The sequence below is a fragment of the Chryseobacterium sp. JAH genome (assembly GCF_001507335.1).
Lineage (GTDB): Bacteria > Bacteroidota > Bacteroidia > Flavobacteriales > Weeksellaceae > Chryseobacterium.
Genome location: NZ_LMAH01000006.1, coordinates 93,295 through 120,006 on the forward strand (window position 1 = coordinate 93,295; position 26,712 = coordinate 120,006).

General features: G+C 35.4%; 29 protein-coding genes and 1 tRNA gene. 25 read left to right on the forward strand and 5 right to left on the reverse strand.

Going from position 1 to position 26,712, the window contains the following annotated elements; genetic code table 11:
* The first annotated feature begins 24 nt into the window (after positions 1 to 24).
* Positions 25 to 471: a hypothetical protein gene (locus AR685_RS13075; RefSeq protein WP_047444602.1), complete on the forward strand. Its 447-nt coding sequence runs from the start codon at positions 25 to 27 to the stop codon at positions 469 to 471.
* A 152-nt stretch (positions 472 to 623) separates the two neighbouring features.
* Here the strand turns inward: AR685_RS13075 and AR685_RS13080 are convergent, their stop codons facing one another.
* A complete protein-coding gene (locus tag AR685_RS13080; protein ID WP_059124847.1) occupies positions 624 to 1,139 on the reverse strand; it encodes a gamma carbonic anhydrase family protein in 516 nt (171 codons plus the stop codon).
* 153 nt (positions 1,140 to 1,292) lie between these two features.
* Between AR685_RS13080 and AR685_RS13085 the strand changes: the two genes are divergently transcribed.
* The 4 genes from AR685_RS13085 (at position 1,293) to AR685_RS13100 (ending at position 3,951) form a co-directional block, all read left to right on the forward strand.
* Positions 1,293 to 2,171 carry a NifU family protein gene (locus tag AR685_RS13085; protein WP_047444605.1) on the forward strand — a complete coding sequence of 293 codons (879 nt, stop codon included), beginning with the start codon at positions 1,293 to 1,295 and terminating at the stop codon, positions 2,169 to 2,171.
* 55 nt (positions 2,172 to 2,226) lie between these two features.
* Positions 2,227 to 3,249 carry a ferrochelatase gene (gene hemH / locus AR685_RS13090; RefSeq protein ID WP_047444607.1) on the forward strand — a complete coding sequence of 341 codons (1,023 nt, stop codon included), beginning with the start codon at positions 2,227 to 2,229 and terminating at the stop codon, positions 3,247 to 3,249.
* 214 nt (positions 3,250 to 3,463) lie between these two features.
* Complete coding sequence (locus tag AR685_RS13095) at positions 3,464 to 3,691, forward strand: hypothetical protein (RefSeq protein WP_047444608.1); 228 nt, start codon at positions 3,464 to 3,466, stop codon at positions 3,689 to 3,691.
* The gene (locus AR685_RS13100; protein ID WP_059124848.1) at positions 3,691 to 3,951 is read left to right on the forward strand and encodes a hypothetical protein; all 261 of its coding nucleotides are present in this window, start codon (positions 3,691 to 3,693) and stop codon (positions 3,949 to 3,951) included. Before AR685_RS13095 ends, AR685_RS13100 begins: the two co-directional genes overlap by 1 nt.
* Positions 3,952 to 4,224: 273 nt before the next feature.
* Here AR685_RS13100 and AR685_RS13105 read toward each other — a convergent pair whose 3' ends face one another.
* A complete protein-coding gene (locus AR685_RS13105; RefSeq protein WP_059124849.1) occupies positions 4,225 to 5,436 on the reverse strand; it encodes a type IX secretion system plug protein domain-containing protein in 1,212 nt (403 codons plus the stop codon).
* 61 nt (positions 5,437 to 5,497) lie between these two features.
* On the opposite strand from AR685_RS13105, the gene AR685_RS13110 reads away from it, so the two are divergent.
* Both AR685_RS13110 and AR685_RS13115 read left to right on the forward strand, forming a co-directional pair.
* Positions 5,498 to 6,136: an MBL fold metallo-hydrolase gene (locus AR685_RS13110; RefSeq protein WP_059124850.1), complete on the forward strand. Its 639-nt coding sequence runs from the start codon at positions 5,498 to 5,500 to the stop codon at positions 6,134 to 6,136.
* A gap of 25 nt (positions 6,137 to 6,161) precedes the next feature.
* Positions 6,162 to 6,749 carry a leucine-rich repeat domain-containing protein gene (locus AR685_RS13115; RefSeq protein ID WP_059124851.1) on the forward strand — a complete coding sequence of 196 codons (588 nt, stop codon included), beginning with the start codon at positions 6,162 to 6,164 and terminating at the stop codon, positions 6,747 to 6,749.
* 134 nt (positions 6,750 to 6,883) lie between these two features.
* Here AR685_RS13115 and AR685_RS13120 read toward each other — a convergent pair whose 3' ends face one another.
* Positions 6,884 to 7,438: a thioredoxin family protein gene (locus AR685_RS13120; protein ID WP_059124852.1), complete on the reverse strand. Its 555-nt coding sequence runs from the start codon at positions 7,436 to 7,438 to the stop codon at positions 6,884 to 6,886.
* Positions 7,439 to 7,693: 255 nt separating this feature from the next.
* On the opposite strand from AR685_RS13120, the gene AR685_RS13125 reads away from it, so the two are divergent.
* From AR685_RS13125 to AR685_RS13140, 4 genes are all read left to right on the forward strand, one after another.
* On the forward strand, positions 7,694 to 8,290 hold the full coding sequence (locus AR685_RS13125; RefSeq protein ID WP_047444619.1) for a TetR/AcrR family transcriptional regulator: 597 nt from the start codon (positions 7,694 to 7,696) through the stop codon (positions 8,288 to 8,290).
* A gap of 352 nt (positions 8,291 to 8,642) precedes the next feature.
* A complete protein-coding gene (locus AR685_RS13130; protein ID WP_047444621.1) occupies positions 8,643 to 9,803 on the forward strand; it encodes an efflux RND transporter periplasmic adaptor subunit in 1,161 nt (386 codons plus the stop codon).
* Between the two features lie 66 nt (positions 9,804 to 9,869).
* Positions 9,870 to 13,052, forward strand: coding sequence for an efflux RND transporter permease subunit (locus AR685_RS13135; RefSeq protein WP_059124853.1), 3,183 nt, complete (start codon positions 9,870 to 9,872; stop codon positions 13,050 to 13,052).
* A 161-nt stretch (positions 13,053 to 13,213) separates the two neighbouring features.
* Complete coding sequence (locus AR685_RS13140) at positions 13,214 to 14,626, forward strand: efflux transporter outer membrane subunit (RefSeq protein ID WP_059124854.1); 1,413 nt, start codon at positions 13,214 to 13,216, stop codon at positions 14,624 to 14,626.
* Positions 14,627 to 14,998: 372 nt separating this feature from the next.
* On the opposite strand, the gene miaA is transcribed toward AR685_RS13140, so the two are convergent.
* Positions 14,999 to 15,931: a tRNA (adenosine(37)-N6)-dimethylallyltransferase MiaA gene (gene miaA / locus AR685_RS13145; protein ID WP_059124930.1), complete on the reverse strand. Its 933-nt coding sequence runs from the start codon at positions 15,929 to 15,931 to the stop codon at positions 14,999 to 15,001.
* Between the two features lie 141 nt (positions 15,932 to 16,072).
* Here miaA and AR685_RS13150 point away from each other — a divergent pair, with 141 nt between their 5' ends.
* The 9 genes from AR685_RS13150 (at position 16,073) to AR685_RS13185 (ending at position 21,652) form a co-directional block, all read left to right on the forward strand.
* Entirely contained in the window at positions 16,073 to 16,930 is an 858-nt protein-coding gene (locus AR685_RS13150) for a YicC family protein (protein WP_059124855.1), read from the forward strand.
* 69 nt (positions 16,931 to 16,999) lie between these two features.
* The gene (gene gmk, locus AR685_RS13155) at positions 17,000 to 17,563 is read left to right on the forward strand and encodes a guanylate kinase (RefSeq protein ID WP_047444633.1); all 564 of its coding nucleotides are present in this window, start codon (positions 17,000 to 17,002) and stop codon (positions 17,561 to 17,563) included.
* A 110-nt stretch (positions 17,564 to 17,673) separates the two neighbouring features.
* Complete coding sequence (gene nadA / locus AR685_RS13160) at positions 17,674 to 18,693, forward strand: quinolinate synthase NadA (RefSeq protein ID WP_059124931.1); 1,020 nt, start codon at positions 17,674 to 17,676, stop codon at positions 18,691 to 18,693.
* Between the two features lie 53 nt (positions 18,694 to 18,746).
* Positions 18,747 to 19,214: a hypothetical protein gene (locus AR685_RS13165; RefSeq protein ID WP_059124856.1), complete on the forward strand. Its 468-nt coding sequence runs from the start codon at positions 18,747 to 18,749 to the stop codon at positions 19,212 to 19,214.
* A gap of 6 nt (positions 19,215 to 19,220) precedes the next feature.
* On the forward strand, positions 19,221 to 19,604 hold the full coding sequence (gene folB / locus AR685_RS13170; protein ID WP_047444637.1) for a dihydroneopterin aldolase: 384 nt from the start codon (positions 19,221 to 19,223) through the stop codon (positions 19,602 to 19,604).
* Positions 19,605 to 19,629: 25 nt separating this feature from the next.
* Entirely contained in the window at positions 19,630 to 20,991 is a 1,362-nt protein-coding gene (locus AR685_RS13175; RefSeq protein ID WP_059124857.1) for a DUF4403 family protein, read from the forward strand.
* Between the two features lie 30 nt (positions 20,992 to 21,021).
* A complete protein-coding gene (locus AR685_RS13180) occupies positions 21,022 to 21,396 on the forward strand; it encodes an RDD family protein (RefSeq protein WP_059124858.1) in 375 nt (124 codons plus the stop codon).
* Complete coding sequence (locus tag AR685_RS18155) at positions 21,383 to 21,532, forward strand: hypothetical protein (protein ID WP_156122513.1); 150 nt, start codon at positions 21,383 to 21,385, stop codon at positions 21,530 to 21,532. Before AR685_RS13180 ends, AR685_RS18155 begins: the two co-directional genes overlap by 14 nt.
* 49 nt (positions 21,533 to 21,581) lie before the next feature.
* Positions 21,582 to 21,652 (forward strand) — tRNA-Cys (locus AR685_RS13185).
* Positions 21,653 to 21,757: 105 nt separating this feature from the next.
* Here the strand turns inward: AR685_RS13185 and AR685_RS13190 are convergent.
* Positions 21,758 to 22,048, reverse strand: coding sequence for a DUF3817 domain-containing protein (locus AR685_RS13190; protein WP_047444643.1), 291 nt, complete (start codon positions 22,046 to 22,048; stop codon positions 21,758 to 21,760).
* Between the two features lie 167 nt (positions 22,049 to 22,215).
* On the opposite strand from AR685_RS13190, the gene AR685_RS13195 reads away from it, so the two are divergent.
* From AR685_RS13195 to AR685_RS13215, 5 genes are read left to right on the forward strand one after another with little or no spacing between them, the layout of a single operon-like run.
* The gene (locus AR685_RS13195; protein ID WP_047444646.1) at positions 22,216 to 22,752 is read left to right on the forward strand and encodes a glycine zipper domain-containing protein; all 537 of its coding nucleotides are present in this window, start codon (positions 22,216 to 22,218) and stop codon (positions 22,750 to 22,752) included.
* A 55-nt stretch (positions 22,753 to 22,807) separates the two neighbouring features.
* A complete protein-coding gene (locus tag AR685_RS13200; RefSeq protein WP_228376439.1) occupies positions 22,808 to 24,445 on the forward strand; it encodes an LIC_10190 family membrane protein in 1,638 nt (545 codons plus the stop codon).
* Between the two features lie 50 nt (positions 24,446 to 24,495).
* A complete protein-coding gene (gene aroC, locus AR685_RS13205; protein WP_059124859.1) occupies positions 24,496 to 25,566 on the forward strand; it encodes a chorismate synthase in 1,071 nt (356 codons plus the stop codon).
* 17 nt (positions 25,567 to 25,583) lie between these two features.
* The gene (locus AR685_RS13210; RefSeq protein WP_059124860.1) at positions 25,584 to 26,147 is read left to right on the forward strand and encodes a thioredoxin family protein; all 564 of its coding nucleotides are present in this window, start codon (positions 25,584 to 25,586) and stop codon (positions 26,145 to 26,147) included.
* Positions 26,144 to 26,683: a TlpA family protein disulfide reductase gene (locus AR685_RS13215; RefSeq protein WP_047444654.1), complete on the forward strand. Its 540-nt coding sequence runs from the start codon at positions 26,144 to 26,146 to the stop codon at positions 26,681 to 26,683. Before AR685_RS13210 ends, AR685_RS13215 begins: the two co-directional genes overlap by 4 nt.
* Positions 26,684 to 26,712 lie beyond the last annotated feature (29 nt).

Genomic DNA, 26,712 nt, shown 5'->3' on the forward strand with positions numbered 1-26,712 from the left:
TGATGACCACTAAAAAAAGTAATTATGAAAAACTTAATGCTAAAAATTCCTGCAGTTGTTTTATTTGCAATTCTCACCATGCTTTCGTGCAAATCTGCACAAAGCAATGATCCTGCAGATATGCCAAAAGATATTTCGGAAAGACCAGCTGATGAGAGTTCTCAGAAGTATGATGAAGCACAACTTGATAAATTAAAAGCTTCAATAGAAGCAATGGTTGCTAAAGAAAAATGTACCAATGCTGCAGATTGGGCATTCTCTCCTATTGGAACAAAAGCTTGTGGTGGCCCTGTTTCCTACATCGCTTATCCTAAAAAAAGTGATGCGACGATACTTCCTAAAATTGAAGAATACACACAGAAGATGTCTGAATTTAATAAAAAATACAGCATTACCTCAGACTGTATGATGCCTGCCGAGCCTAGCGGCGTGAAATGCCAAGCTGAAAAAGCAGTTTTGATTTATCCTTAATCAAGTAATTTTAATTATAAAAGAAGCTCTGACTAAAATTTAGTTCAGAGCTTTTATATTTTTGCATGATTAAAAATAGGTTTTGGCTAAAGCCACAGACTTACTCTTTATATTAAAACGAGCCAAGCCAGTTTCTATCGAATAATTTCATTTTATTCTTTATACCAAGAAGAATATTTCACATAATTATCGGCAATTCTATTCACTTCGCCTTCCAATAATGCTGAGGAAATATCTTTTATTTTTCTTGCAGGAACGCCGCCCCACACTTCACCAGATTTGATATGCGTTCCCTGTGTTACTACAGAACCTGCGCCAACGATGGAATTCTCTTCAACCAAACAATCATCCATGACGATAGATCCCATTCCGATCAAAACATTATCTTTAATTCGGCATCCGTGAACGATGGCATTATGACCAATAGAAACGTTATTTCCTATTTCCAAAGGGAATTTCTCATACGTGCAATGCAACATGGCATTATCCTGAACATTGACCTTATCTCCCATTTTGATGTAATTCACATCACCTCTTATCACTGCGTTGTACCAAATACTGCAATCTCTTCCCATCACAACATCCCCAATAATCGTTGCTGTTTCTGCCAAAAAAGTATTTTCTCCGATCTGCGGTGCTTTTCCTAAAAGTTCTTTTACAAGTGCCATTTATATTAATTTGAAAATTTATTGATAAGCCAGTTTGAAAATTTAAATAGTTAATCACAAATTCTAAATTACAGTGATAGCAAAAATCTAACTCCCAAGCTCGGTCTTCTAAGTTCTAAATCCGTATTTTTGTATCTCAAATTTAAAGAAAAAATGCATACTATTGTTATAGAGCCAACAGAAAACCCAAAAGTGATGAAATTTGTAGCTGATTACAATTTGATTCCCGGGTCTTTAGAGTTGGACAGAAATTCAGATATATCAGAAATTCCTTTAGCACAGGAAGTATTCAATTATCCTTTTGTGGAAAGAATTTTCATTACTGCTAATTTTGTTGCGGTTGCAAAACAAGATACCGTAGAATGGGAACATATTGCTGAAAACCTGAAAAATGTAATTGAGGACGAACTTCTAGCAAACCCAAGAATTTATCTTCAGAAGAAAAAGGAAATGGTTCAGATTTATGCAGAAATGACACCGAATCCCAATGTAATGAAGTTTGTTTCGAGCAAAGTACTGATGGAAGGTTTTGTGGAGGTAAAATCAAGAGAAACATCGGATGGAGTTCCTTTGGCTCAGGCGATTTTTAAAGATTTCGATTTCGCAAAAGAAGTTTTCATTTCAGACAATTTTGTTGCAGTAACCAGAGATAATTCTGTGGAATGGCATCAGGTAATGATGGCTGTTCGCGGTTTTATCGCTGAGTATCTTCAAAGTGGTGGGGAGATTTCGAACGTGGTTGCACAGAAACACGAAAGTCCGGTAGAGAACATCATCAACAGAGAATATACAGACAACGAGCAGAAAATTTCTGATATATTGAATGAATACGTTGCTCCTGCAGTAGAAAATGACGGTGGAAAAATTTCATTGATAGAATATGATGAAGCCAACAAGACTGCAAAAATGCTTTTACAGGGAGCCTGTTCAGGATGCCCAAGTTCTACTGCCACTTTAAAAGGTGGAATCGAAAACATTTTAAAACAATTTGTTCCCGATTTAGTACAACACGTAGAAGCAGTAAACGGATAAAAACATAAGCAATGAGTAAAATTACTCATTACCCATTTCTTATTACCTATATATAATGAAAGGAATATTATTAGTCAATCTCGGTTCACCAAGATCAACATCTGTACCTGATGTACGAGAATATCTTGATGAATTTTTGATGGATGAAAAAGTGATTGATTACCGATGGTTTTTTCGTGCACTTTTGGTTCAGGGAATAATTCTTAATACAAGACCCGCAAAATCGGCCGAAGCCTATAAAACAGTCTGGACAGATGAAGGTTCGCCCTTGATCGTCATTACGCAGAAAATCCAGAAAAAACTTCAGAAATTGGTGGATGTTCCGGTAGAAATCGGCATGAGATACGCTCAACCAAGCATTGAAGCAGGAATTCAGAAATTGGTTGACCAGGGCGTGACGGAAATTGTTTTATTTCCATTGTACCCGCAATATGCAATGAGTACGACTGAAACTGTAATCGAAAAAGCAGAGGAAGTAAGAAAAAAGAAATTTCCGGGAATTAAAATCAATTATATTCAACCTTTTTATAACAGAGAAATTTACATAGACTGCCTTGCAGAAAGCATCAGAGAAAAACTTCCTGAAAATTTTGATGCATTACAGTTTTCTTACCATGGAGTTCCGGAGAGACATATATATAAGACAGATCCTACGAATACCTGTAATCTGAACGATTGCTGTTCGCGTGAGAACAATCCGAGCCATCAGTTTTGTTACCGTCATCAGTGTTTTGACGTGACCAATTCTGTAATTAAAAAATTAGGCTTACCAAAAGAGAAAGTGATGGTTACTTTCCAATCAAGGTTAGGAAAAGACAAATGGATGGAACCTTATACTGATGAGACTTTGGAAACCATCGGCAAAAAAGGAATTAAGAACCTTGCGATTGTTTGTCCGGCTTTTGTTTCCGACTGCCTAGAAACCTTAGAAGAGATTTCGGTTGAAGGAAAACATCAGTTTGAGCATGGTGGCGGAGAAAATTTCCATTATATTCCTTGTTTAAATGATGAGGACCGCTGGATTGACGTGGTAAAAACACTCTGCGAAGAAAAACTCAATGAGTTTTATTTTGTTTAAATTTTAAATTTTAAAAATACATAGGACATTTGAGCAATCAAATGTCTTTTTTTGTTTTTTCTCACTCACCCCCTTAAAAAACACCTCATTATTAAAATAAAAATACAATTATTCAAATTTTTAATAAATTTAATAGGGGTTAGTTTGTTTATTTAATATTTTTTCATACTTTTACTCTATCAAAAGATAGGGCCGATTTAAAAATTTAGAAATAATGGACTCAAGTATAGAAATTCTAAAAAGAAAAATTGAAAGTTTCACTCCGGAACTTGCAGAAGCGTTCATTAAAATCGTTGACAATTTAGATACGATTCCAAAATCTAATGTTCCGCAATTTCAGTTGGATGAAGTTTTTAACAGAATTCAGTTTCACTCTGAAAACAATAAGACTAAACTTGATTTCTTTGAAAGCATAACAGAACTTGAAAAAAGCTGTGCGTAATGAAAGTTTTATTGTCATCAATTGCAAAGAATGACATCCGAATGCTGATGAGGGTTTTTAATGCCGAGGAACACAATAAAGACAAGTACTTTTTGGATGATTTAAAAAAATCCATCAATACTATTTTGAGTAAATACGAGAAATTAGATATAAAAAGTAAGGAAATTCAGGTATATAAAACCGAAAAATTCCCAGTTGATATTCATTATTTATTTGAAGACAACGATAGCCTTTTTATCACTGCCATTTTTAAGAATTAAAAAAAGATATTTAATTGACGACTTTTTTTGACATTATTATATAGTTTGATTTTATCTGTAAAGGTCTTGTACACCTTAAAACAGCAACCTTACAAATGGAAAATTTGTAAGGTTTTTTATGTTAAAAAAAAATAGATTAATAGACATTAATAACAAATATGTCGCTGTCTACGGAGATAGAATTCTAATAACATATCTTTACTAAAACATTTCGCTCCTCTGAATCAAAGTATACTTCGATATCTATTTTTTTAGTTAGTTGATTTCTAAGAATTATTTTACAGGCGTTCTGAATTCCCCATACCCCAACAATCCGTCATAATTTCTTCCAAATGGCTTGTAGTATAAAAATGCCTGATACAGATTTTCTGTCTGCCAGAAATTCCCGTTGATCTCTCCCAAATTCAATGAACCATCAGCTTCTTTCGTTGCAAGAATGTAGTTGTAGAAACCTTGTTTCAGGAAAATTTTTGCGACATACTGTTTCTTCGCTGCGTCATATATCATCTGTGATTCTTTGCTGGCTTTAAAATCATTAAATCCTCCCAAAATATAAAGCTCTTTTTCCATAGAATCAGAATCTAGAGAAAAATGCACCCAAGAATAATCTGCTTCTCGCTCTGCATTTCTTTCCAATCCTAAATCATTTCTTCGGTAATAAAAAGCACCATTGACGTCTGGCTGATATTGATAGTTTAAGGGATATGCCCAAACAGGATGAAGATAAGTATGATTGATACCGTCTTTCAAACCCGTTTCTTGTACCATGTCTGCCGGCATGTTCATATTCTTATTATCAAAATAATAAAATTCATTATTCCCTGGAAATACTATACTCATCTGCTGAAACAAAATCTGACTTCCCAAAGTAGAGCTTGGTTTAAGATTTTTGATGGTCATATTCTGATTGTTATTCTGCATCACATTCAGCGTCATAGAATTGACATTTGAAGACAAATCACCACCTTTAGAAGTCGCCTGCACTTCTACCCTTTGGTTAACGTTGGGATTTCTTGCGTCCGCAATTCTTGAAATATTTAGAGCTAAATTTGCCTGATCTTCCACTAAAGAAAATCTTTTGGTAAAAAGTGGTTTGTCAGCAGAGTCTTTATAAACAATGATTTCAAAATTTCCAGAAATCTTAGGTCTGATTTTATCATTTGGAAAACTCAGTTTATAATGAGTGTATGGCTGTAGTGTGTTGAAAGAATATTCAAACTGATCAAGCAAGGCATTCATACTTCCCGTTGCAATTTCAGTGAAGAAAAGATTATCGTCCTGCCAGTTTCTGTCGTAATGCCTAATGGTGTACCTGTAGATAGTACTTGAATTGGTCAAATCATCAAAACTTAAAACCAACTGCTGATTCATACTGATCACCGGCGTTTCGTCGTTCGTCTGAGGATTAAATAGCTGTACACTTTGAATGTTCTGCCCGAAAGCTAAAGAACCTAAACTGAGTAAAAATATCTGCAACGTTTTCATTATGACGAAGATAACGAATCTCTAAAGAATATCGTATTTTTGATAAAAAAATATTCAGAATATGTTTCAAATACAGGCCTTCGTGTTCAATTTTGCGAGTGAAAATACTTATGTTCTTTTTAATGAAAATAAAAATGCATGGTTGATTGACCCTGGAAATATGAATGAACAGGAAACGCAGGCAATTTCAAATTTCATCTCTGAAAATGATTTAAAAATCCAGAAAATACTCTTGACACATGCTCATATTGACCATGTTTTGGGTTTACAGTGGGCTTCTGACACATTTAAAGTTCCTGTGACGATGCATCAGGAAGATCAGGAAGTTTTAGATATGCTTCAGGCAAGCGGAGCAAGGTTTGGTTTTCAAATCCCTGCGGTAAAAGTTGAAACCGAATATATAAATGAAGGTCATGAGATGGATTTCGATGGAGAAAAATTTAAAATTTATCATGTTCCTGGACATTCTCCGGGCAGTGTTGTTTATCATAATGAAACTCAGAAATTCATAATTTCAGGTGATGTTTTATTTGAAGGAAGCATCGGAAGAACCGATTTATACAAAGGAAATTATGAGCAATTGATTGAAGGAATTAAAACAAAGCTTTTTGCATTGAATGAAGAAACACAGGTTTTTTCAGGGCATGGAAATCCTACGACGATTGGTTTTGAGAAACAGTACAATCCTTTTTTGAGATAAAAAGACGAACGAAATATCACGAAAGATGTATCTCTTCAAAAAAACTAAATTTTCATTATTAAATGATGCAATTCAAAATCCAAAGAATTGCAAAAAACTAAGTCTAATATTTATAAAACACAATCTAAAGCATGAAGGTGCTATCTTTTCAAAATTAGTAAACCTAAAAGTATTAGAGATTCAAGCTGATCCAATCATTTATGATTTGGATGATTTTGAACTTCCTGAAGAAATAGCCAACTTAAAAAAATTAAAAAAAATTTCACTTCTAAATCTTCCATTCCAAACCTTTCCTCAATGGACAACTAATATAAAGTCATTAAAATATTTAATGATTAGAGGAAATAAAATAAGTTCAATTCCTGATTCAATATGTCAATTACACAATTTAAAAACGCTGCGTATTGAAAACTGCAAACTGAATAAATTACCTACAACATTGAGTCAAATGCAAAACTTAAGAATTTTAGGACTTAGTGATACAGACCTAATAGATCTGAGTCCAGAGTTATTTCCTAATAATTTAAAAGAAATAAACTTATCTGGTAGGCAAAAATACGAGCTACATGAATTAGAAAATTTAAAAAATACAATGAAAAAAACTAAGATATAGCCTAGTTTTTCACTTTGCACAAGTTATCTTTTCCTAATCCGAACGTATAAAACTTTCAAATTATAATAATACACCTAAAAACAAAAACCGCCAGAATAATCTGACGGTTTTTGTTTTATTATGAATTAAAATATTTATTTCCATTTAATATTACAACCCATGCTTGGACGTTGAATTTCTTCCTGTGGTTCACCAATTAAAAGATTTTCAAAAGCGATAATCAAATCTTCACCGGTCACTTCTTTATGATTTCCCGGTCTCGAATCATCCATCTGGCCTCTGTAAATTAAATCTAATTTATCGTCAAAGAAAAAGAAATCAGGAGTACAAGCTGCGTCATACGCTTTTGCAATCGCCTGGCTTTCGTCATACAAATATGGAAAATCAAATTTTCTTTCAATCTGAAATTCAATCATTTTTTCCGGAGAATCTGCAGGATATTTCTCTACATCATTTGAACTGATGGCGATAAATTCGATCCCCGCCTCATTATAATCTTCATATAATTCTGTCAGTTTATCGATGACGTGAAGCACAAACGGACAGTGGTTGCATATAAAAAACACCAAAGTACCTTTTTCACCTTTTAAATCATCTAATGACTGAACTTCATTGCTTTTTGAAGGATTCGGAAGTTCAAAAAACGGCGCTTTGGTACCTAATGCCAACATATTTGAGGGAGTATTCATATCTTCTTTATTTGCATACAAAGATAAAGATTTCTTTTAGTAGTTACTAAAAACAATAATTAATTGAGTTAGACTATTTAATCTATTAATTTTTACAATAATTAAATAATAGTGTACCTCAATACCCATTCTATCAGCAGTCCGCTAATTATCAAAGTTATTCAACTTCTTTGTCATAAATTAAATTTAAAAAATTATTTGGTTAGTATGCATAAATGTTTGTAGTTTTGCTAACACTGTTAGTAAAATAAAATCATGGGATTACATGAACGTCGTCAAAGAGAAAAAGAATCTATCCGTGCAAATATTTTGCAGGCTGCATTTACTTTGGCTAAAACTGACGGTTGGGCTTCACTTTCAATTCGTAAAATCGCTGATGCTATAGAATATAGTGCCCCAGTTGTGTACGATCACTTTGAAAACAAAGAAGCTATTTTATACGAAATCTCTATCAATGGTTTTCATTGTCTGCAAATAGATTTACTAAAAGCTCAAAAAAAACATGAAAGTCCGGAGGATCAGTTGATCGCAATTGTAGATGCTTATTGGAATTTTGCCTTTAAAAATAAAGAGTATTACCAATTGATGTTTGGTTTGGGAATGCAGTGTAGCGGAAAAGGTTTAATGAAAGAAGAGTTTTCTTCTTTTCAGGATATGATTTACGACTGTACTTTTGAAATTATTAAGAAGAAAGGTTCAAACCCAGATAATGCATGTCACTCTTCTCACGCTTTGTTCTCTGCAGTTCACGGATTGATTTCGATTATGATGATGAGAAATGATGATATTCCTTCAACAATGAATAAAACAACATTAGACGAAACAGTTTCGGCCTTTATTAAATCTTTGTAAATTTTTTTTGAACCAAAAATTAACACCGTTAGGAAACTTAACACGAAATAGTTTACTCTTTTCTTATTTAAAATAAAAAATAAATATCTTATACAATGAAACATAATTTCTTTACTCTAATCCTTGCGATTCTATTTCCTTATCATTAACACTGTTAATAAAAAAAACACTGTAACAACAATGATATTTATAAAACAAACTTAATACCGCAATTATGAAAACATCAAAATAATCTTCACACAAATTCTGTTATTTTTTTTCTTGTTTATTAACACTGTTAGAAATAATAACGCAAATTTAATATAATACAACATTACTCAATCTAACACTTCATTAAAAAATAAAACTTACAATGAAAACAACCGCAAAAACAAAATTAATCGTACTTATATCGAGTATCATTTTTTTACAAAGTTGCACAAAAGCGGCAGAAGGCACTAATGCTGCTCCACCCGCTCCAGAATTACCCGTATTTACCGTTACTACGTCACCCGCAACTATTTACCAAGAATTCCCTACCGCATTGGAAGGAAAAAACAATGTGGAAATCAGATCGCAGGTTGACGGATATTTAGATAGAATATATGTAGAAGAAGGTGCTTATGTAAGAGCCGGACAAGCATTATTTAAAATTGATTCCAGAGCTTACGGAGAGCAGATGAACATGGCTAACGCTAATTTACAGGTTGCCAATGCCAATATTCAGAAAGCTAAAGTTGAGGTTGACAGACTTCAGCCGTTAGTTGCTGCAAAGGTAGTTTCTGATGTACAACTGAGAACTGCAAAAGCCAATTATGCCGCAGCCGTTGCAGCAGGATCACAGGCAAAAGCTTCAGTTGGCGGAGCTAGAATCAACGTAGGATTTACAACTATCACAGCACCAGTTAGTGGTTACATTGGAAGAATTCCTTACAAAAAGGGAAGTTTAATTTCAAGAACAGATGCCAATCCGTTGACCATGTTATCAGACATCAGTGAAATTTATGCTTACTTCTCTTTAAGTGAATTGGATTTCATTGGTTTCCAGAAAAAATATCCGGGAGCGACCTTAAACGAGAAACTGAAAAACATGCCGATGGTAGATTTGGTTATCGCAGATAATACCACTTATCCTGAAAAAGGTAAAATGAGCATTGTAGACGGACAGTTTGATAAAACCACAGGTGCAATCAGCGTTCGCGCAGTATTCCCTAATGCAAACGGAGCTTTGAGAACAGGAAATACAGGTAGAGTTCGTATGCCACAGTTATTTGTCAACACGTTGGTTATTCCTCAGGAATCAACCTTTGAAATACAGGATAAAGTCTACGTTTATGTAGTCGGGAAAGATAAAAAAGTAACCTCAAAACCTGTAACGATCTCAGGAAAAACAGAAAGCTATTACTTTATTTCTGAAGGAGTTGCTGCAGGTGACAAAATCGTTTACACAGGAATCGGAGCGTTGAAAGATGGGGTTACCATTCAGCCGAAAGCGATTTCTTCTGACAGTCTTTTAAGAGCGAGACCTTTGTAAAAAGCGTTAAACTTTTAATACAAAAGTCAGAAAAGCGTTTAAACAACATTAAAAAATAAACTTCTTATGTTAAAAAAATTCATAGATAGACCGGTACTTTCTACGGTTATCTCCATAATATTGTTGCTGTTGGGAGCGATGTCGGTTTTCAACCTTCCGATTACGCTGTTTCCCGATATCGCACCGCCGAGCGTTCAGGTGACGGCATTTTATCCGGGAGCGAATGCAGAAGTTGTTGCCCGTTCCGTGGCTGTTCCTATTGAAGAAGCCGTGAACGGTGTTGAGAATATGACGTACATGACGTCTAACTCAAGTAACGACGGATCCATGACTCTGAGTGTATTTTTCAAGCAAGGTTCTGATCCGGATAATGCAGCGGTCAATGTTCAGAACCGTGTTTCAAAAGCAATGAGTCAGCTTCCGCAGGAGGTTGTACAGGCTGGAATTTCGACGCAGAAAGTTCAGAACAGTATGATTATGTTTATGGGATTGTCAAGTGATGATCCAAAACAATATGACGAACTTTTCTTACAGAATTATTTGAAAATCAACGTAATTCCGCAGATACAGCGTATTCCGGGAGTTGCTCAGGCGCAGGTTTTCGGAACGAGAGATTATTCGATGAGACTTTGGCTGAAACCAGACCGTTTGGCGGCTAATAATCTTTCTCCACAGGAAGTTTTAGCAGCAGTAAAAGATCACAACTTAGAAGCTGCTCCTGGTCGTCTGGGACAGGGAAGCAAGGAAACTTACGAATATATCTTAAAATATAAAGGTAAGTTAAATAAAAATGCAGACTACGAAAACATCGCCATCAAATCAAACAGTGACGGTTCGTTTTTAAGATTAAAAGATGTTGCAAGAGTAGAATTTGGTTCTTATACATACACCGCAGCCAACAGAATGGACGGTAAGCCTGTAGCAGGATTTGCCATTTTACAGACTGCAGGTTCTAACGCCAACGAAATTTTAACTGATATTGAAAAGCAGGTTGAGCAAATGAAAACTACCCTACCTAAGGGAGTTGAGCCAATCATTATGTACAATTCAAAAGACTTTTTGGATGCCTCGATTCATCAGGTTGTGGAAACCTTGATCATTGCATTTATCTTGGTATTTATTGTAGTGTATATTTTCCTTCAGGATTTCAGATCTACATTAATTCCAGCGATTGCCGTTCCGGTAGCAATTATCGGTACATTCTTTTTCCTTCAGATGTTTGGCTTCAGTATCAATATGTTGACATTGTTTGCCTTGGTACTCGCAATTGGAATTGTAGTGGATGATGCGATTGTCGTTGTGGAAGCCGTCCATTCAAAAATGGAGCAGACAGGAATGCCAGTCGAACAGGCAACTACGAACTCAATGAGTGAAATTTCGGGAGCAATTATCTCTATTACTTTAGTAATGTGTGCGGTGTTTATTCCGGTTGGTTTTATGCAGGGTCCTGCGGGAGTTTTCTACAGACAGTTTGCCTTTACTTTGGTGATTGCGATTATGATTTCAGCGGTTAATGCATTGACTTTGAGTCCGGCTTTATGTGCTTTATTATTAAATGATCCTCAGGGAGAATATGGTGAACATGGTCAGAAAAAAGGTTTTGGAGCGAAGTTTTTCAACGCTTTCAACAAGAGCTTCAACAACATGACCAGAAAATACATTTACAGCCTTAAGTTTTTAATTAAAAATAAATGGGTTGCCGTTACAGGTTTAGCGTTGATCACAGCAGCAAGTGTTTTCTTGATTAATAAAGCTCCAACAGGATTTATTCCAACAGAAGATCAGGGATTTGTTTTATACGCAGTGAATACGCCTCCTGGAAGTTCATTAGACAGAACGCACAGAGCCACTGAACAGATTGATAAAATCATCAACGGTGAAAAAGCCAAAAACCATCTTTGGGTAGCCGATGGAATGAACTTTATCAGTAATTCTAACGCTTCTCCGTATGCTGCAGGCTTTATTAAACTGAAAGATTATGAAGACCGTGGCGAAGTGAAAGATCCCGATCAGATAGCAGCTGCCTTAACAGGGAAAGTTGCCCAAGTAAAAGATGCCAACGCATTTTTCTTCAACTTCCCTACCGTACAAGGTTTTGGTAACGTTTCAGGGTTTGAATTTATGTTGCAGGATAAAACCAACGGTTCGTTTGAGCAATTGGGAACCACAACTCAGACGTTTATCGGTGAATTGATGAAGCGTCCTGAAATTGCTTTTGCATTTACAACGTACGCAGCAGGAAATCCTCAATATACAATTGATGTAGATACAGATAAAGCCAATCAGTTAGGAGTTTCTGTAACCGAATTGATGCAGACGATGCAGATTTATTACGGAAGTAGTTTCGTTTCAGACTTCAACAGATTCGGAAAATATTACAGAGTAATGGCTCAGGCAGATATTCCTTACAGAACTGATGCGAATTCTATGGAAGGAATTTATGTTAAAAATAAAACCGGCGAAATGGTTCCTGTAAAGACTCTAGTGACTTTAAAAAGAACTTTTGGACCAGAAACGGTTTCAAGAAACAACTTATTCAACGCCGTAACTATTAACGGAACTCCAAAACCTGGTTACAGTACCGGAGACGCCATTAAAGCAGTAGAAGAAGTTGCCCAAAAATCACTTCCTCGTGGATATGGTTACGAATGGACAGGAATCACCCGTGAAGAAATCAAAACCGGTGGACAGACTGCTTTTGTATTTATGCTAAGTATCTTGTTTGTGTACTTCTTATTGGCAGCTCAGTATGAAAGTTACATTCTTCCTTTTGCGGTTATTTTAACCATACCAACAGGTATATTCGGAGTATTTGCTTTCACAGGATTGGCAGGAATTGATAACAATATTTACGTGCAAGTTGGATTAATCATGCTCGTCGGATTGTTGGCGAAAAATGCGATTCTGATTGTGGAATTTGCCGTTCAAAGAAGAAAAGCAGGAAAGACATTGATTGAATCTGCTCTTCAGGCTTCGAGATTACGTTTGAGACCAATTTTAATGACTTCATTTGCTTTCATCATTGGTATGTTACCATTAGTTTGGACTCAAGGTGCAGCAGCAAAAGGAAATCACTCTATCGGAATCAGTACCGTTGGTGGAATGTTTACGGGGGTTGTCTTCGGGATTTTCATCATTCCGGTGATGTATGTGATTTTCCAGTATTTACATGAAAAAATGCCAAGCAGAAAAAATAAAAGACTTCAAAGACAAAAACTGGAGGAAGAACTTTTAGCAACAGTACATTAATAATAAATGATTAACAAAACTTTGAGATCTGAAATTCGCACAAAATTTTTTCTTCAAATTTAATTTTTAAGATTTTCTAAAACAAGCAGAATATTTTCTCCTACTAAAGACAACTTTGCTTATCACTCAAAGTTTTGTGATCAATTTAAATATATAGCCTTATGAAAAGAGTAAAAAATATAATCATCGCTTTTGGGATTGCATTAGGTGCCGTTTCCTGTGTGCCGAAACTGGCCTATCAGGAAACGAAACCCGAACTTCCCGAAACATTCAAATACACCGCAACCGCCGACACAGCAAGTGTTGCCAACCTTCAGTGGAAACAGTTTTTCAACGATCCTATTTTACAAGGTTTAATTGAAAAAGGAATTAAAAACAATTACGATTTACAGATTGCCTTAAAACAAGTCGCTTCTTCACAGGAAAAACTGAAACAGGCAAAATATCTTCAGTATCCTGATGTTGGTTTCGGAGTTTCTGCACAGATTTCAAAGCCTTCTAAGAACAGCATGAATGGGCAAAGCTTAAATTTATTTTTAGGTCAGAGTCACGTTGAAGATTATAATGCAGCATTCAACTTATCTTGGGAAGCAGACATTTGGGGCAAAATAAAAAACCAGCAGGAAGTTTCAAAAATGCAGTATCTGCAGACTTATGAAGCGACAAAAGCAATTCAGACACAAGTAGTTGCTGCGATTGCTCAGGGTTATTACAATTTATTGATGCTTGATAAACAATTACAGATTGCAAAATCAAATTTAGATTTAAGCACCAACACGCTTTCCCTTACTGAAAAATTGTGGCAAAGCGGCGACACGACCTCATTGGGAGTTCAACAGGCGACTGCCCAAAAGCAATCAACAGAACTTTTGATCACTCAATTAGAACAAAATATTGCAATTCAGGAAAATGCCCTGAGTATTTTGGTCGGTGAAAATCCGAATAAAGTCAACAGAACCATTGAAATGTCCGATACATCTTTACCACAAGACATTTCTGCGGGACTTCCAGCAGCGATGGTGAGTCGTCGTCCGGATGTTCGCCAGCAGGAATTGGTTTTGTTGGAATCAAATTCAATCGTAGGAATTGCTCAGGCAAATATGTATCCTTCATTGAAAATTACCGCAACAGGTGGCGTGAATTCATTTAAAATTGATAATTGGTTTTCAATTCCTGCATCATTGTTCGGTTCTGTTTTAGGAGGATTGACTCAGCCTATTTTCCAGAAAAGACAGTTGAAAACAGATTTAAATGTTGCTAAAATTCAGAGAGAGAAAAATGTTTTGGCGTTCCGTCAGTCTGTATTAAATGCTGTAGGTGAAGTTTCTGACGCATTGGTTTCTAATGAAAGCCTGAAAGTTCAGGAACAAAAAGCCAGCGAACAGGTGACAACCTTAAAAAACGGAATCAAAAGTGCCGAAATGCTTTATAAAGGAGGAATGGCCAATTACTTAGAAGTAATTACCGCTCAGGGAAACTCTTTGCAGGCTGAACTTAATCTTGCGTCCGTAAAAAGACAAAGATTGAGCAGTATTGTCGATTTGTACAGAGCTTTAGGTGGCGGATGGAAGTAGTAAATTAATTATATTGTTTGAAGTGCGGTCTTTCGGGATCGCATTTTTTTGTTTTTAAGCAAAAACATTTTTAGCATCTGAATTGTCATTCAAAGCATAGACTGAAGGTCTACGAACGAAGTTCTGAAGTGAAGCGTGGAATCTAGACTAGATTTGTAGAGTTCTGTAATTGCGTTTTTGAGATTCCTTCGGAATGACAAAGTGTGCGTTAATTTAAACGCAAAGTTTTATTTTTAGTATGAATATTATTAAGGAGCAAAGATTGGAATCAAGAAATTAATTCTGATGAAGCAACTCCCTTAGGCGACTTTGTCGCCACTTTTTGCACCTTAAAGATCATACATTTTTTAGATAAATCTTTGCGATAAAGAATCAGATTGAAGCTTTAGAATCAATATATTCAATCAAACCATTAAAATCTTCCTCCGAATATCCCGCTTTTATATAATGAATATTCTCTTCCTTTCTATACCAGGTCAGTTGGCGTTTTGCAAACCTTCTGGAGTTTTTCTTAATCTCAGAAACCGCGAAATCAAGATCCCATTCTCCGTCAAAATATTTAAAAAGCTCCGAATAACCAACAGTATTTAGCGATGCCAAATTTCTTCCTTCGTGAGATTTTCTTAGCTCATCCAGATTTTTAGCCTCATTGAGCAAACCGTTTTCCATCATTTTATCGACACGCAGATTGATTCTTTCATAAATCGTTTCCCGTGGCGCCTCAATGCCAATTCTTATCGTTTTGAAATTTCTCGGATTTTTGTCATGAGAAATATTTTCAGAATATGTTCTTCCGGTTTGCCAAATGACATCAATCGCCCGAAGCAACCGTCTCTGATTATGAATATCTACATTTTGGTAATATTCAGGATCTAAATCTTTCAGCATCTCCTGAAGTTTTTCGATTCCCTCATTTTTCCAGATCGCTTCCAGTTTTTCCTGATTTTCTTCGTTGGCTTCAGGCAAATCGTTCAAACCTTCGATCACCGCTTTTTCATACATCATGCTTCCGCCAACCATAATGACAATATCATATTTTTCGAAAAGCCGATCCAGTAATTCCAAAGAATCATGCTCAAACTGACCGATAGAATAATAATCTCTTACCGAAAGCTGACCAATAAAATGATGTTTTGCCAGCGAAAGTTCATCTTCCGAAGGTGCAGCAGTTCCGATTTTCATTTCTCTAAAAAACTGTCGGGAATCACAGGAAATAATTTCTGTATCAAAATGCTTAGCAAGCTCAATAGCAAGTTTTGTTTTGCCAATTCCGGTGGTACCTACAACTGAAATCAGGGTTTTCATGGAATGATGGATGTTTGATGATAGATATCTGATGCCTGATGAATAATTTGTGAAATGAATCTCAAATCTCAAACTGCAAATTTCAAATCAATATTAAATCTGCTAAATTAAATGTTTATCTTTGTACAACAATAAAAAACTATGATTTTATCAATGACCGGCTTCGGTAGAGCCGAAGGTGTTTTTGAAGGAAAAAAAATTTCGATCGATATTAAATCGCTGAACAGCAAGAGCTTTGATTTAAATATCAAAATTCCTTTGCGTTATAAAGAAAAAGAATTTGAAGTAAGAAAAATTCTAAACGATAGAATCATCCGTGGAAAGGTAGATTGCTACATCAATATTGAGAATCTTGAAGAAACGAATGATGTAAAAATCAACAGAAGTTTGATCGATTCTTACATAAATGAGCTTAAAAATATCGCTTCTGATGGACCGGATTTTGAATATCTGAAAATGGCCGTTAGACTTCCTGACGCGATCACTTCAAGACCAGACGAATTGACTGAAGGTGAATGGGAAGCGTTAGCTAAAATCGTAAATAACGCAGTCGATAAATTCCAGGAATTTAGAAAAACGGAAGGAAATATTCTTCACGAAGAATTGGAAAGAAACATCAAAAATATTGATAAATCTCTGACAGAAGTTGTTCCTTACGAGCAGGTGAGAATTGATGCTGTGAAAGAACGTTACATGAAAACCTTAAAGGAATTTGAAAATGTTGACGAAACAAGGTTCTATCAGGAAATGGCTTATTTTACTGAAAAGCTAGACATTCAGGAAGAAAAAGTACGACTTTCCCAGCATTTGAAATACTATTCTGAAGTAATGGAAAACGAAGATTTCAACGGAAAGAAACTTGGTTTTATTTCTCAGGAAATCGGAAGAGAAATCAATACTTTAGGTTCAAAAGCCAATCACGCAGAAATTCAAAAATTAGTCGTGATGATGAAAGATGATTTGGAAAAGATTAAAGAGCAAACGTTAAACGTTTTGTAACCAGGTAAAAGAGCCAAGTTAGAAGTAAAAAGTTGAATAAAAATCAATTATAATTTATCTCTTATCATTATGAATAAGGTTATCATATTTTCAGCGCCGTCGGGAAGCGGTAAGACAACACTGGTAAAACATTCTCTGGAAGCTATTCCGGAACTGGAATTCTCTATATCATGCACAACGAGACAACCAAGAGGAAGTGAAATTCACGCGGTTGATTATCACTTTATCTCGCCTGACGAATTCAGACAGAAAATTGCTGAAGAAGCTTTTGTGGAATTTGAAGAAGTGTATACCGATAAATATTACGGAACTCTAAAATCTGAGGTCGAAAAGATTTGGAATCAGGGAAAAGTTGTTATTTTTGATGTAGACGTAAAAGGCGGAATTTCATTAAAAAAATATTTTGGAGAAAAAGCATTGTCGATTTTCATAGAACCGCCTTCGATTGCCGAATTGGAACGGAGATTGATCACAAGAAATACCGATGATGCCGAAACCATCAGAACCCGCGTAGAAAAAGCTGAAGAAGAGCTTACTTACGCCATAGAATTTGACGAAATCGTGATTAACAGCGATTTGAATCAAGCAAAAATAGAAATAGAAAGTTTAATAAAAAGTTTTATTGGAAAGTAAAAGTTAGAAGCGGAAGGATGGAAGTTTGATTCGTGGAAAAATCAAATTTAATCACAACTAACTTCTTATTTATTACTTTTAATTTTGATAAAACAAAAACACAGGTCGACATGAGCACCGAAACATTAGAAAAAGCTAAATCTACACTTCCAGTAAAAGGATTTTTAGATCTAAAAGATATCGCTATTCCTCAGGGAGAAGATTTGGTAAAAGCCATTCTCCAACTGAAAGAAGAAAAAAATGCCGTTATTCTTGCGCATTATTATCAACCGGGAGAAATTCAGGATATTGCTGATTTCCTGGGAGATTCTCTTCAATTGGCAAGACAGGCAAAAGACACCGATGCCGACATGATTGTATTCTGCGGAGTACATTTCATGGCAGAAGCTGCAAAAATTCTGAACCCGACTAAAAAAGTTGTTCTTCCCGATACAATGGCAGGATGTTCTTTGGCAGACGGCTGTTCAGGAGAAGGTTTGAGAAAAATGCGTGAGCAACATCCAAATGCTTTGATTGCAACCTACATCAACTGTAATGTAGAAACAAAGGCAGAAAGCGACATCATCGTAACTAGTTCAAACGCTGAAACGGTGATTGAAGCTCTACCGACCGACCGACCGATTATTTTCGCTCCGGATAAGAATTTAGGAAGATATTTATCTAAAAAAACCGGTCGTGATATGATTCTTTGGGACGGGAGCTGTATCGTACACGAAGCTTTCTCAATGGAAAGAATTGCCCAGCAGTTGGCAGATAATCCTGACGCAAAAATGATTGCACACCCGGAAAGTGAAGAAGCGGTTTTAAAACTGGCTCACTTCATCGGTTCGACTTCTGCTTTGTTGAATTTTGTTGAAAAAGACGACTGTCAGAAATTCATTATCGCAACTGAGGAAGGAATTCTTCACGAAATGAGAAAACGTGCACCACACAAAGAACTGATTCCTGCGTTGGTTTTTGATGAAAGCTGTAACTGCTCGGAATGTTTTTACATGAAGAGAAACACAATGGAAAAACTGTACTTGTGTATGAAATATGAACTTCCTGAGATTATCATTGAAGAAGAGCTTCGACTGAGAGCGCTGAAGCCTATTGAGGCAATGCTCGATCTTTCGAAAAGCATTAAATAAATTTCAAAGCGGGTTTTTACTCGCTTTTTTTAGATCGAAAATATAATAATTTGATGTCCCCAAAGGAAATAATAATTCAAGCCAGAAAACTTCATGATGAAGGACGATATAATGATGCCATACAACTACTTTTGCCATTACAAAATATTAGTCCTAAATTAGAAGAACATCAATATATATCTATATCCTACAGTTACTATTGCCTGAATGATTTCAGACAATCTTTTTATTATGCAGAACTGGTTTCAAGCAAAAATAAATCAAATGAATTTGCATCTCAACTAAAGTATTTTTGTCTTGTTGATGAAAATAAAATCGATGAGGCATTATCAGAAGTCGTCAACTTCCTGAATGAATTTCCAGCAAATCTTTATAAAATTACGTTAGAAGAACTTTTAGTAGATGTAAATGAAAATCGAATTCAAGGTGAGTTTGCTGCTAAAATATTATTGTTAGCCAATAAAAACAACGTTATAAATCAGGTAAATCTCAATTCGATTGACAAAGACCGTTTAAATTAAAAAAACATGAGCAAAATATTTTTAGAAGACGTAAAAATCTACGCTTACCATGGCGTCCTTCCCGAAGAAAACATTATTGGGACATACTATATTTTAAATGCAGAAATTCATACCGATTTGTGGGATGCTGCGGTTTCTGATGATTTGAATGATACAATAAGCTATGCAGAAATCAATCAGATTATTCATGATGAAATGAAGGTTAAATCTAAATTGCTTGAGCACGTTGCAGGAAGAATTATCACGAAAATCAGAGAGAAATTCAATCAGATCTCTTACATTAAATTGAGAATTACCAAAACCAGTCCGCCAATGAAGGGTGAAATGAAAGGTGCAAGCATTGAACTTGAAAAAAGTTTTTTGTTAGGCAGAATTACAGAAAATGAGTAATTTTCAGTTTTAAAATCAAAACACAGTGAAGATATTCAACATTTTATTTCTATTGCTATCTATTGGTATTTTGGGGCAGAGCAATACTTCTGGCGATGCCATTTATAATTTTCCGAAAATAAAATCGAGCATTACGATGCCGGTGACTCTTCCGCTGTCGGAAATCAGCAAAATGATCAATGCTTCGGTAAAAGATTTGATTTTTCAGGATGATTCTTACACAGACAATGATAATGACCAATTCAAAGTAAAAGTTTGGAAAACCCGACCGATACGACTCGTTGGAGATGCCAATCAGAATATTTTGATTGAAGTTCCATTGAAAATTTGGGCAGAAAAGGGAATTGGAACTTTGGGAGTATACACCTACCAGGAAACAACTTTTGAAACGGTGATGTATTTTAAAACCGCTTTAAGTTTTAAAAATAATTGGACGGTAAGCACTTTCACACAACCTATGGGTTTCAAATGGGTAAAAAAACCTGTCTTAGATTTTGGTAAAATTGAAATTCCCATCACCTCTCTAGTTGAAAAAAGTTTAAAAGAACAACAATATAATTTTTGCAAAACCATTGATCAGCAAATGGCTTCGCAATTGAATTTCCAACAGTACGCAGTTTTAGCCTGGAATGCTTTTTCTCAACCTTTCAATATTTCGGAGGAATATAATACCTGGCTGAAAATCACACCTATCAACGTCAACATTACTCCGCTTAAATTCTACGGAAATCAGATTAACACCAATATCGGCATCGATATTTTCTCTGAAACCTACACCGGAACAAAACCCGAAGCTTCGCAACCAGCAAAAGCAGTGATGAATTTTAATTTTATTCCACTTTTGGCAGACCAGTTTCTAATGCAGACCACTGCAAATATTCCGTTTTCTGAAGCCACGAATATCGCCAAGAAAACGTTTCTCAATAAAGAATTTGACATAAGAGATTCTAAGGTGAAAATTACAGATATCAAAGTATACGGTGAGGCAAACCGTATTATGATAGAAGCAGATACAGAAGGTTATGTGAAAGGAACCGCTTTTATTTCCGGCATTCCTGTTTACGACGAAACCAAAAGAAAAATAGTACTTTCAGACACAAAATTTAAGCTTAAAACAGCCAACATTCTTCAAAAATTAGCCACTTCTCTTTTCAAAGGAAAAATCGTAAAAATGATTGAGGACGAATACGGAATTCCTACCGCTGAATTGGAAACTACATCTCGAAAAAGCATTGAAGAAGCTTTTAACAAAGAATATTACAAAGGTCTGAAAATGACTGGTAGAGTATCTAATCTGAAGCCAAAACAAATTCTACTGAATGATTCCGGAATTACTGCTGTAATTGACACCAATGCGAATTTGAGATTTACGCTGAAAGGATTTTAAACTTATTATAAAAACTAACCAATAGTAACCATGAGAAAATATTTAAAAATAATCGACAGGCACAGAGCTACAAAATGGGCAAGATTGGGAAGCATTGTGATTGACAGAGTCGTTTTCAATATGTTCTTTTTTGCTTTTGCTATCATTGGAGGCTTTATTGATGGACTTCTGGGGATTTACTATTTTACAAAATTCTTCGACCAACTTAAAGGAATTAGTAGACTGGCAGATATTGTTATGACAAACATTATCTTTTTTGTTTATATTTTCCTACTGGAATATTTTACGAAAGGAAGAAGCATAGGGAAGTTTGTGATAGGATCAAAAGTCATCATGACCGACGGAACAGAACCAACACTAAAAAGATTATTTGATAAGAAACATTTGCAGATTGGTACCATTTGACGGTCTATCCTTTCTAGGCGAGAATGGATGGCATGACAGTTGGAGCGATACAAGAGTAATCTCCATCAAAAATTATCAGGCTGAAAAACAGGCAAAAAGCGATATTGAAAATTTGGGAAAGAAAGAAATCGCTTAAAAACTTTGTTTGAATAATAAAAACTTCTATATTTGCACCACTTAAAAATGGTACTTTGGCCGAGCGGCTAGGCAGTGGTCTGCAACACCATCTACAGCGGTTCGAATCCGCTAGGTACCTCACAAAAACCCTATTCTACTGATCATTCAGAGTTTAGGGTTTTTTTTATCACTTTTGGTGATGCTTTATCAGAAAGCACAGACACAATGGTTTGTTTTGACTGAATTACAGGTTTCTCTTGTACTCTTTTTTTAATTTTTTATCCAAAATAAAAGGAATAAAAGGTAACACTGATCCAACAAGGTAAATAAAAACTCTTTTCAAGCTCCATTTATACTGAAAAGTCGCTATAATTAAAACCACCATGAATACAAGAAATAAAACTCCATGTATCCAGCCAAAATATTTTACCGGCTCCGGAATATCAAATACATACTTCAGTGGCATTGCAACGAAAAGTAAAATAAGATATGAAACACCTTCAGTAAGAGCTATGTTGCGATATGTAGTAAGCATATAATATGTTTAAATTAGGAATTCAAATTTACTATTTATAATGCGCCTTACGACCCTGCAGTACTGAATTATCAAATTTTAACATTTCATTAACTAAAACTTGGCTTCATAATTGAACATACCACATTACTAAGCTGTAAAGCTTTATCAATTTAAAAATTTGAGTTATGAAAAATATTTTATTGGCAGGACTGGTGTCGGTGATTACACTGACAGCCTGTAAGAAAGATGATCAAGTTGCAGAAAAGACGCTCGAACAACAAAAAATAGAATTTCAGGCAAGACAACTTGAGATAGAAAAACAGAAATTGGCTATCGAAAAAGAGAGATTCGCATACGAAGCTCAAAAAAGAACCGACAGCATTGCTGAAGTTCAGAAAGAAAAAGCTGCCGCGGCAGCAGCCAGACCTCAGGTAATTAGAGAAACCAGAACAGTGTACAGAGATAATAATTCGTCATCTAATAATAGTGTAGCAAGCAATAGCGGAAGTTCTTCACAAGGAACAACAGCCAAGAAAAAAGGAATTAGTGAAGCTGCCAAAGGTACTGCCATTGGGGTAGTCAGTGGTGCTGCATTGGGAGCTATTGTTAACAAGAAAAACCGTGGTGGTGGTGCTGTAGTAGGTGGTATTATTGGTGGTGCAACTGGTTATACATTAGGTAGAGCACAAGATAGAAAAAGTGGTCGTGTACAACCACAATAAATAAAATCATATAAAAATATATTAAAAGATTGCTTATTTTTAGGCAATCTTTTTTATGCTGTTTATTCTTATCACTTCAGTCATCATCATCCCTACCTTTTTGGGCTGGGGGAAATTCCTTGAAAATATCACAAAAAATCAATTATTTACTGGCGTTTCAGGCAAAATAATATATGGAATTTTTGGAATTAGCATTAGTTGGACAGTAATTGCATTTTTTCTTCCACTTAACCTGATTATTGAAGTCACTACTCTAGTGCTTGGCTTATTCTACTTTTTTAAAGAAAGATTATACAAAGAATTATATCAGGTGCCTGCAAAAAGGAAATTTCTGATGTTGGCCAGCATAGCCATGATACTCTACTGCAGTTCGTTTTATCCTTATATTTTAGATCACTTCGGATATTACGTACCAAGCATTCAATGGCTGAAAGAATATGGTTTGGTAAAAGGCATCTCGAATCTCGATTTGGTTCTTGGACAAATGTCGATTTGGCATATTTTTCAGGCGGGATTTTCTAATTTCACTGATCCTTTTTTAAGAATCAATGCGGTATTACTGATTGTTTATTTGCTTTATATCATTGAGAAAAAAAACTGGATTCAATTATGTTTCCTTCCTATTTTACTACTGTTTTCCCAGTCTCCAAGTCCGGATCTTCCGGTGATTGTATTCTCTTTAATACTGCTCCATGAAATGGTAGCACACAACAAAAATACCGTTGCGTTGTTCGCTTTTTCAGTATTTGTCTTTTCCCTAAAGCCAACGATGATATGGTTGCCCATTCTCAGTTTTCTATCTTCGCTGTTCATCATTAAGTCACATTGGAAGACCTTAATCCCGGGTATTATCATTCTCTTTTTATTTTGCTTTAAAAATATCTGGACTTTTGGATATCCTGTTTTCCCTGTTTCAGTTATCGATTTTGGGTTTAGCTGGAAGCCGAGTGCTGAATTACTAAAATCCTCATCTGAATATGCCGTTCTTAAAACCTTCGACAATCAATATTCTTACTTGCAGATTCAGCAATTTTCGGTATTAGACTACGTTAAAAACTGGCTTTTTTTAGATGGCATCAAATCTTTCATTAATATTTTATTTATTATAAGTTTAGCCGTTTTCACCATTTTCACTTTCCTTAAAAAAAATAAAATCATTACCTTCATTTGTATCTCATTAATTGTAAAAAGCATTTTAGTTTTAATATTTTCAGCACAGTATAGATTTTTTATTGATGTATTTTTCGTCGTAATTTTCATGATGACCTTTACATATTTTAATGAAAAAAAATCAATTATCATCTACTCTATTTTAAGCATTATCTTCATCGCTTTTATTTCATTTCCATCAGTAGTTTCAACATTAATTCCCAGTTACAGAATGTCATCCATGATGGGGCAGTTTGAATTAAAACAACTTTACAAACCCTCCATATATCAATACAAAAGGTACAATTCATTTGAAACCGGAAATCTAAAGTTTAATGTCTCAGAGAAATACCCTTTCAATTTTGACACCCCCATTCCGGCGATTTCTGAAAGTTTTGTTTTCGATTATCAAAAAGCGGGGGTTTTCCCTCAAATGATTGATAAAAATAATCCTCAAAAAGGTTTTGTTTCAAAAAAAATGAATTCTACCGAACAAAAACAGATCAAAAACGTCACAGAGAAAATCAAAAACTCTTATAAATAGTATCAATTCAAAGACTTTAGTATCTAAATAAAATTCGGTAATTTTGTACTATGTTCAATACTTTAGGGAATCTGCTCAGCCTTACGACTTTTGGTGAAAGTCACGGTTTGGCCTACGGCGGAATCATCAATAATTTTCCGGCAGGTCTGGAAGTTGATTTAGAAAAAATCCAGCACGAATTAGACCGGAGAAAACCTGGTCAGTCGGCTATCGTTACACAGAGAAAAGAAAGTGATACTGTAAAATTTCTCTCAGGAATTTTTGAAGGAAAAACCACCGGAACTCCGATTGGTTTTATGATTGAAAATGAAAATCAGAAGTCGAAAGATTACGATCACATTGCTCAGTCATACCGCCCGAGTCACGCAGATTTTACCTACGATCAGAAATTCGGGATCAGAGATTATCGTGGTGGCGGAAAATCTTCGGCCCGCGAAACCATCAATTGGGTGGTAGCAGGAGCTTTAGCAAAACAGCTTTTAGCAGATATTGAAATCAATGCTTACGTTTCATCTGTGGGTGAGATTTTTTGTAAAAAACCTTATCAGGCTTTAGATTTCTCTAAAACAGAAAGCAATGAAGTGCGTTGTCCAGATGCAGAAACTGCCCAAAAAATGATTTCTAAAATTAAAGAAATTAAAAAAGAAGGCAACACGATTGGCGGAACCATTACCTGCGTTATCAAAAACGTTCCAGTTGGAATTGGCGAACCTGTTTTTTCTAAATTACAGGCAGAACTAGCAAAAGCAATGCTCAACATCAACGCCTGTAAAGGTTTTGAATACGGCAGCGGTTTCTGCGGTGCAAAAATGACCGGAAGTGAGCACAATGATGCATTCAACACCGATTTCACTACCAAATCAAACCTTTCCGGGGGAATCCAAGGGGGAATTTCAAACGGAATGGATATTTATTTTAGAGTAGCTTTCAAACCGGTAGCAACTATTTTAAGACCTCAAGACAGCGTTGATAAAGACGGAAATGCCGTTACGGTAGAAGGAAAAGGGAGACATGACCCGTGCGTGGTTCCAAGAGCGGTACCCGTAGTGGAAAGCTTGGCGGCATTTGTGTTGGCCGACCTTTTTCTGATCAATAAAACAAGAAATTTACATCAATTTTAAATATAAATATTTTAGTAATGCAAAATTACTGGGACAAAGCCATAAACTTCGACGAGTATCTTCAAATTGCCCATCAGCGACTGAACAACCCTGATAACACCAAAGATCTTGAATACAAACCTTATTACGAACTCGGCATCCAGAGAATGGACAGGACAGTGAAAAAGTTTGTGATCGATGAGGAACAGATCAATGAGCTGAAAACGAAAAACTTCGACGGAAAAATTCTGATCATTTCTGAAGCATGGTGTGGTGATGCGAGTGCAACCGTTCCTGCTTTGGTAAAGTTTTTCGAAGGTCAGAATGAAGTTAAAATTTTCCTGAGAGACAGCGACAGCAGCCTTATTGATCAATTTCAGACCAACGGCACACAGTCTATCCCGAAAGTTATTATTTTAGACAAAGATTTTAATGTTAAAAATTCTTGGGGACCAAGACCAAAGTTTGGTTATGATTTATTACTGAAATATAAAGCAAATCCTGAAGAGTATCCCAAAGAACTCTTTTATAATGATCTTCAGGTTTATTACTCAAGAAACAGAGGAAAAGACTCAATTCAGGAAATTTTAGAATTATTATGAAAAGATTAATCATATACGTCATTGTACTCGTCGTTTTGGGAGCAGTATTTCTTGTCCCGGATATCAGAAACTCTCTGAAAGATATGTTTTTCCCGGTGGCTACGATAGAAAAGGCTGTACACATTGAAGCAGATGACTACGACATAGATCTTCAGGGAATCAATGTTCCGAGTACCAATATGAAAAACTTCAGAAACAAACCTGTTTTTCTAAATTTTTGGGGAACTTGGTGTCCGCCTTGCAGGAAAGAATGGCCTTCTATTCAAAGACTTTATGAAAGAAGAAAAGATCAGGTAGATTTTGTTTTAATCGCTATGGAAGACCAAGAGCCTGCTGTGCGAAAATTTCTTAAGGAAAACAATTATACCGTTCCTGTATATATTGCACAAAGTCCTATCTCTGAAAAAATTCTTCCAAAAGTTTTCCCTACAACATTTCTACTTGACGAAAACGGAAGAATCCTGATCAAAGAAGATGCAGCAACAGACTGGGATTCAGAGTCCATTCACCAGTTTATAGACAATATCATCAAATAAGTTTTAACTTAAATTTATAATTACTTGGT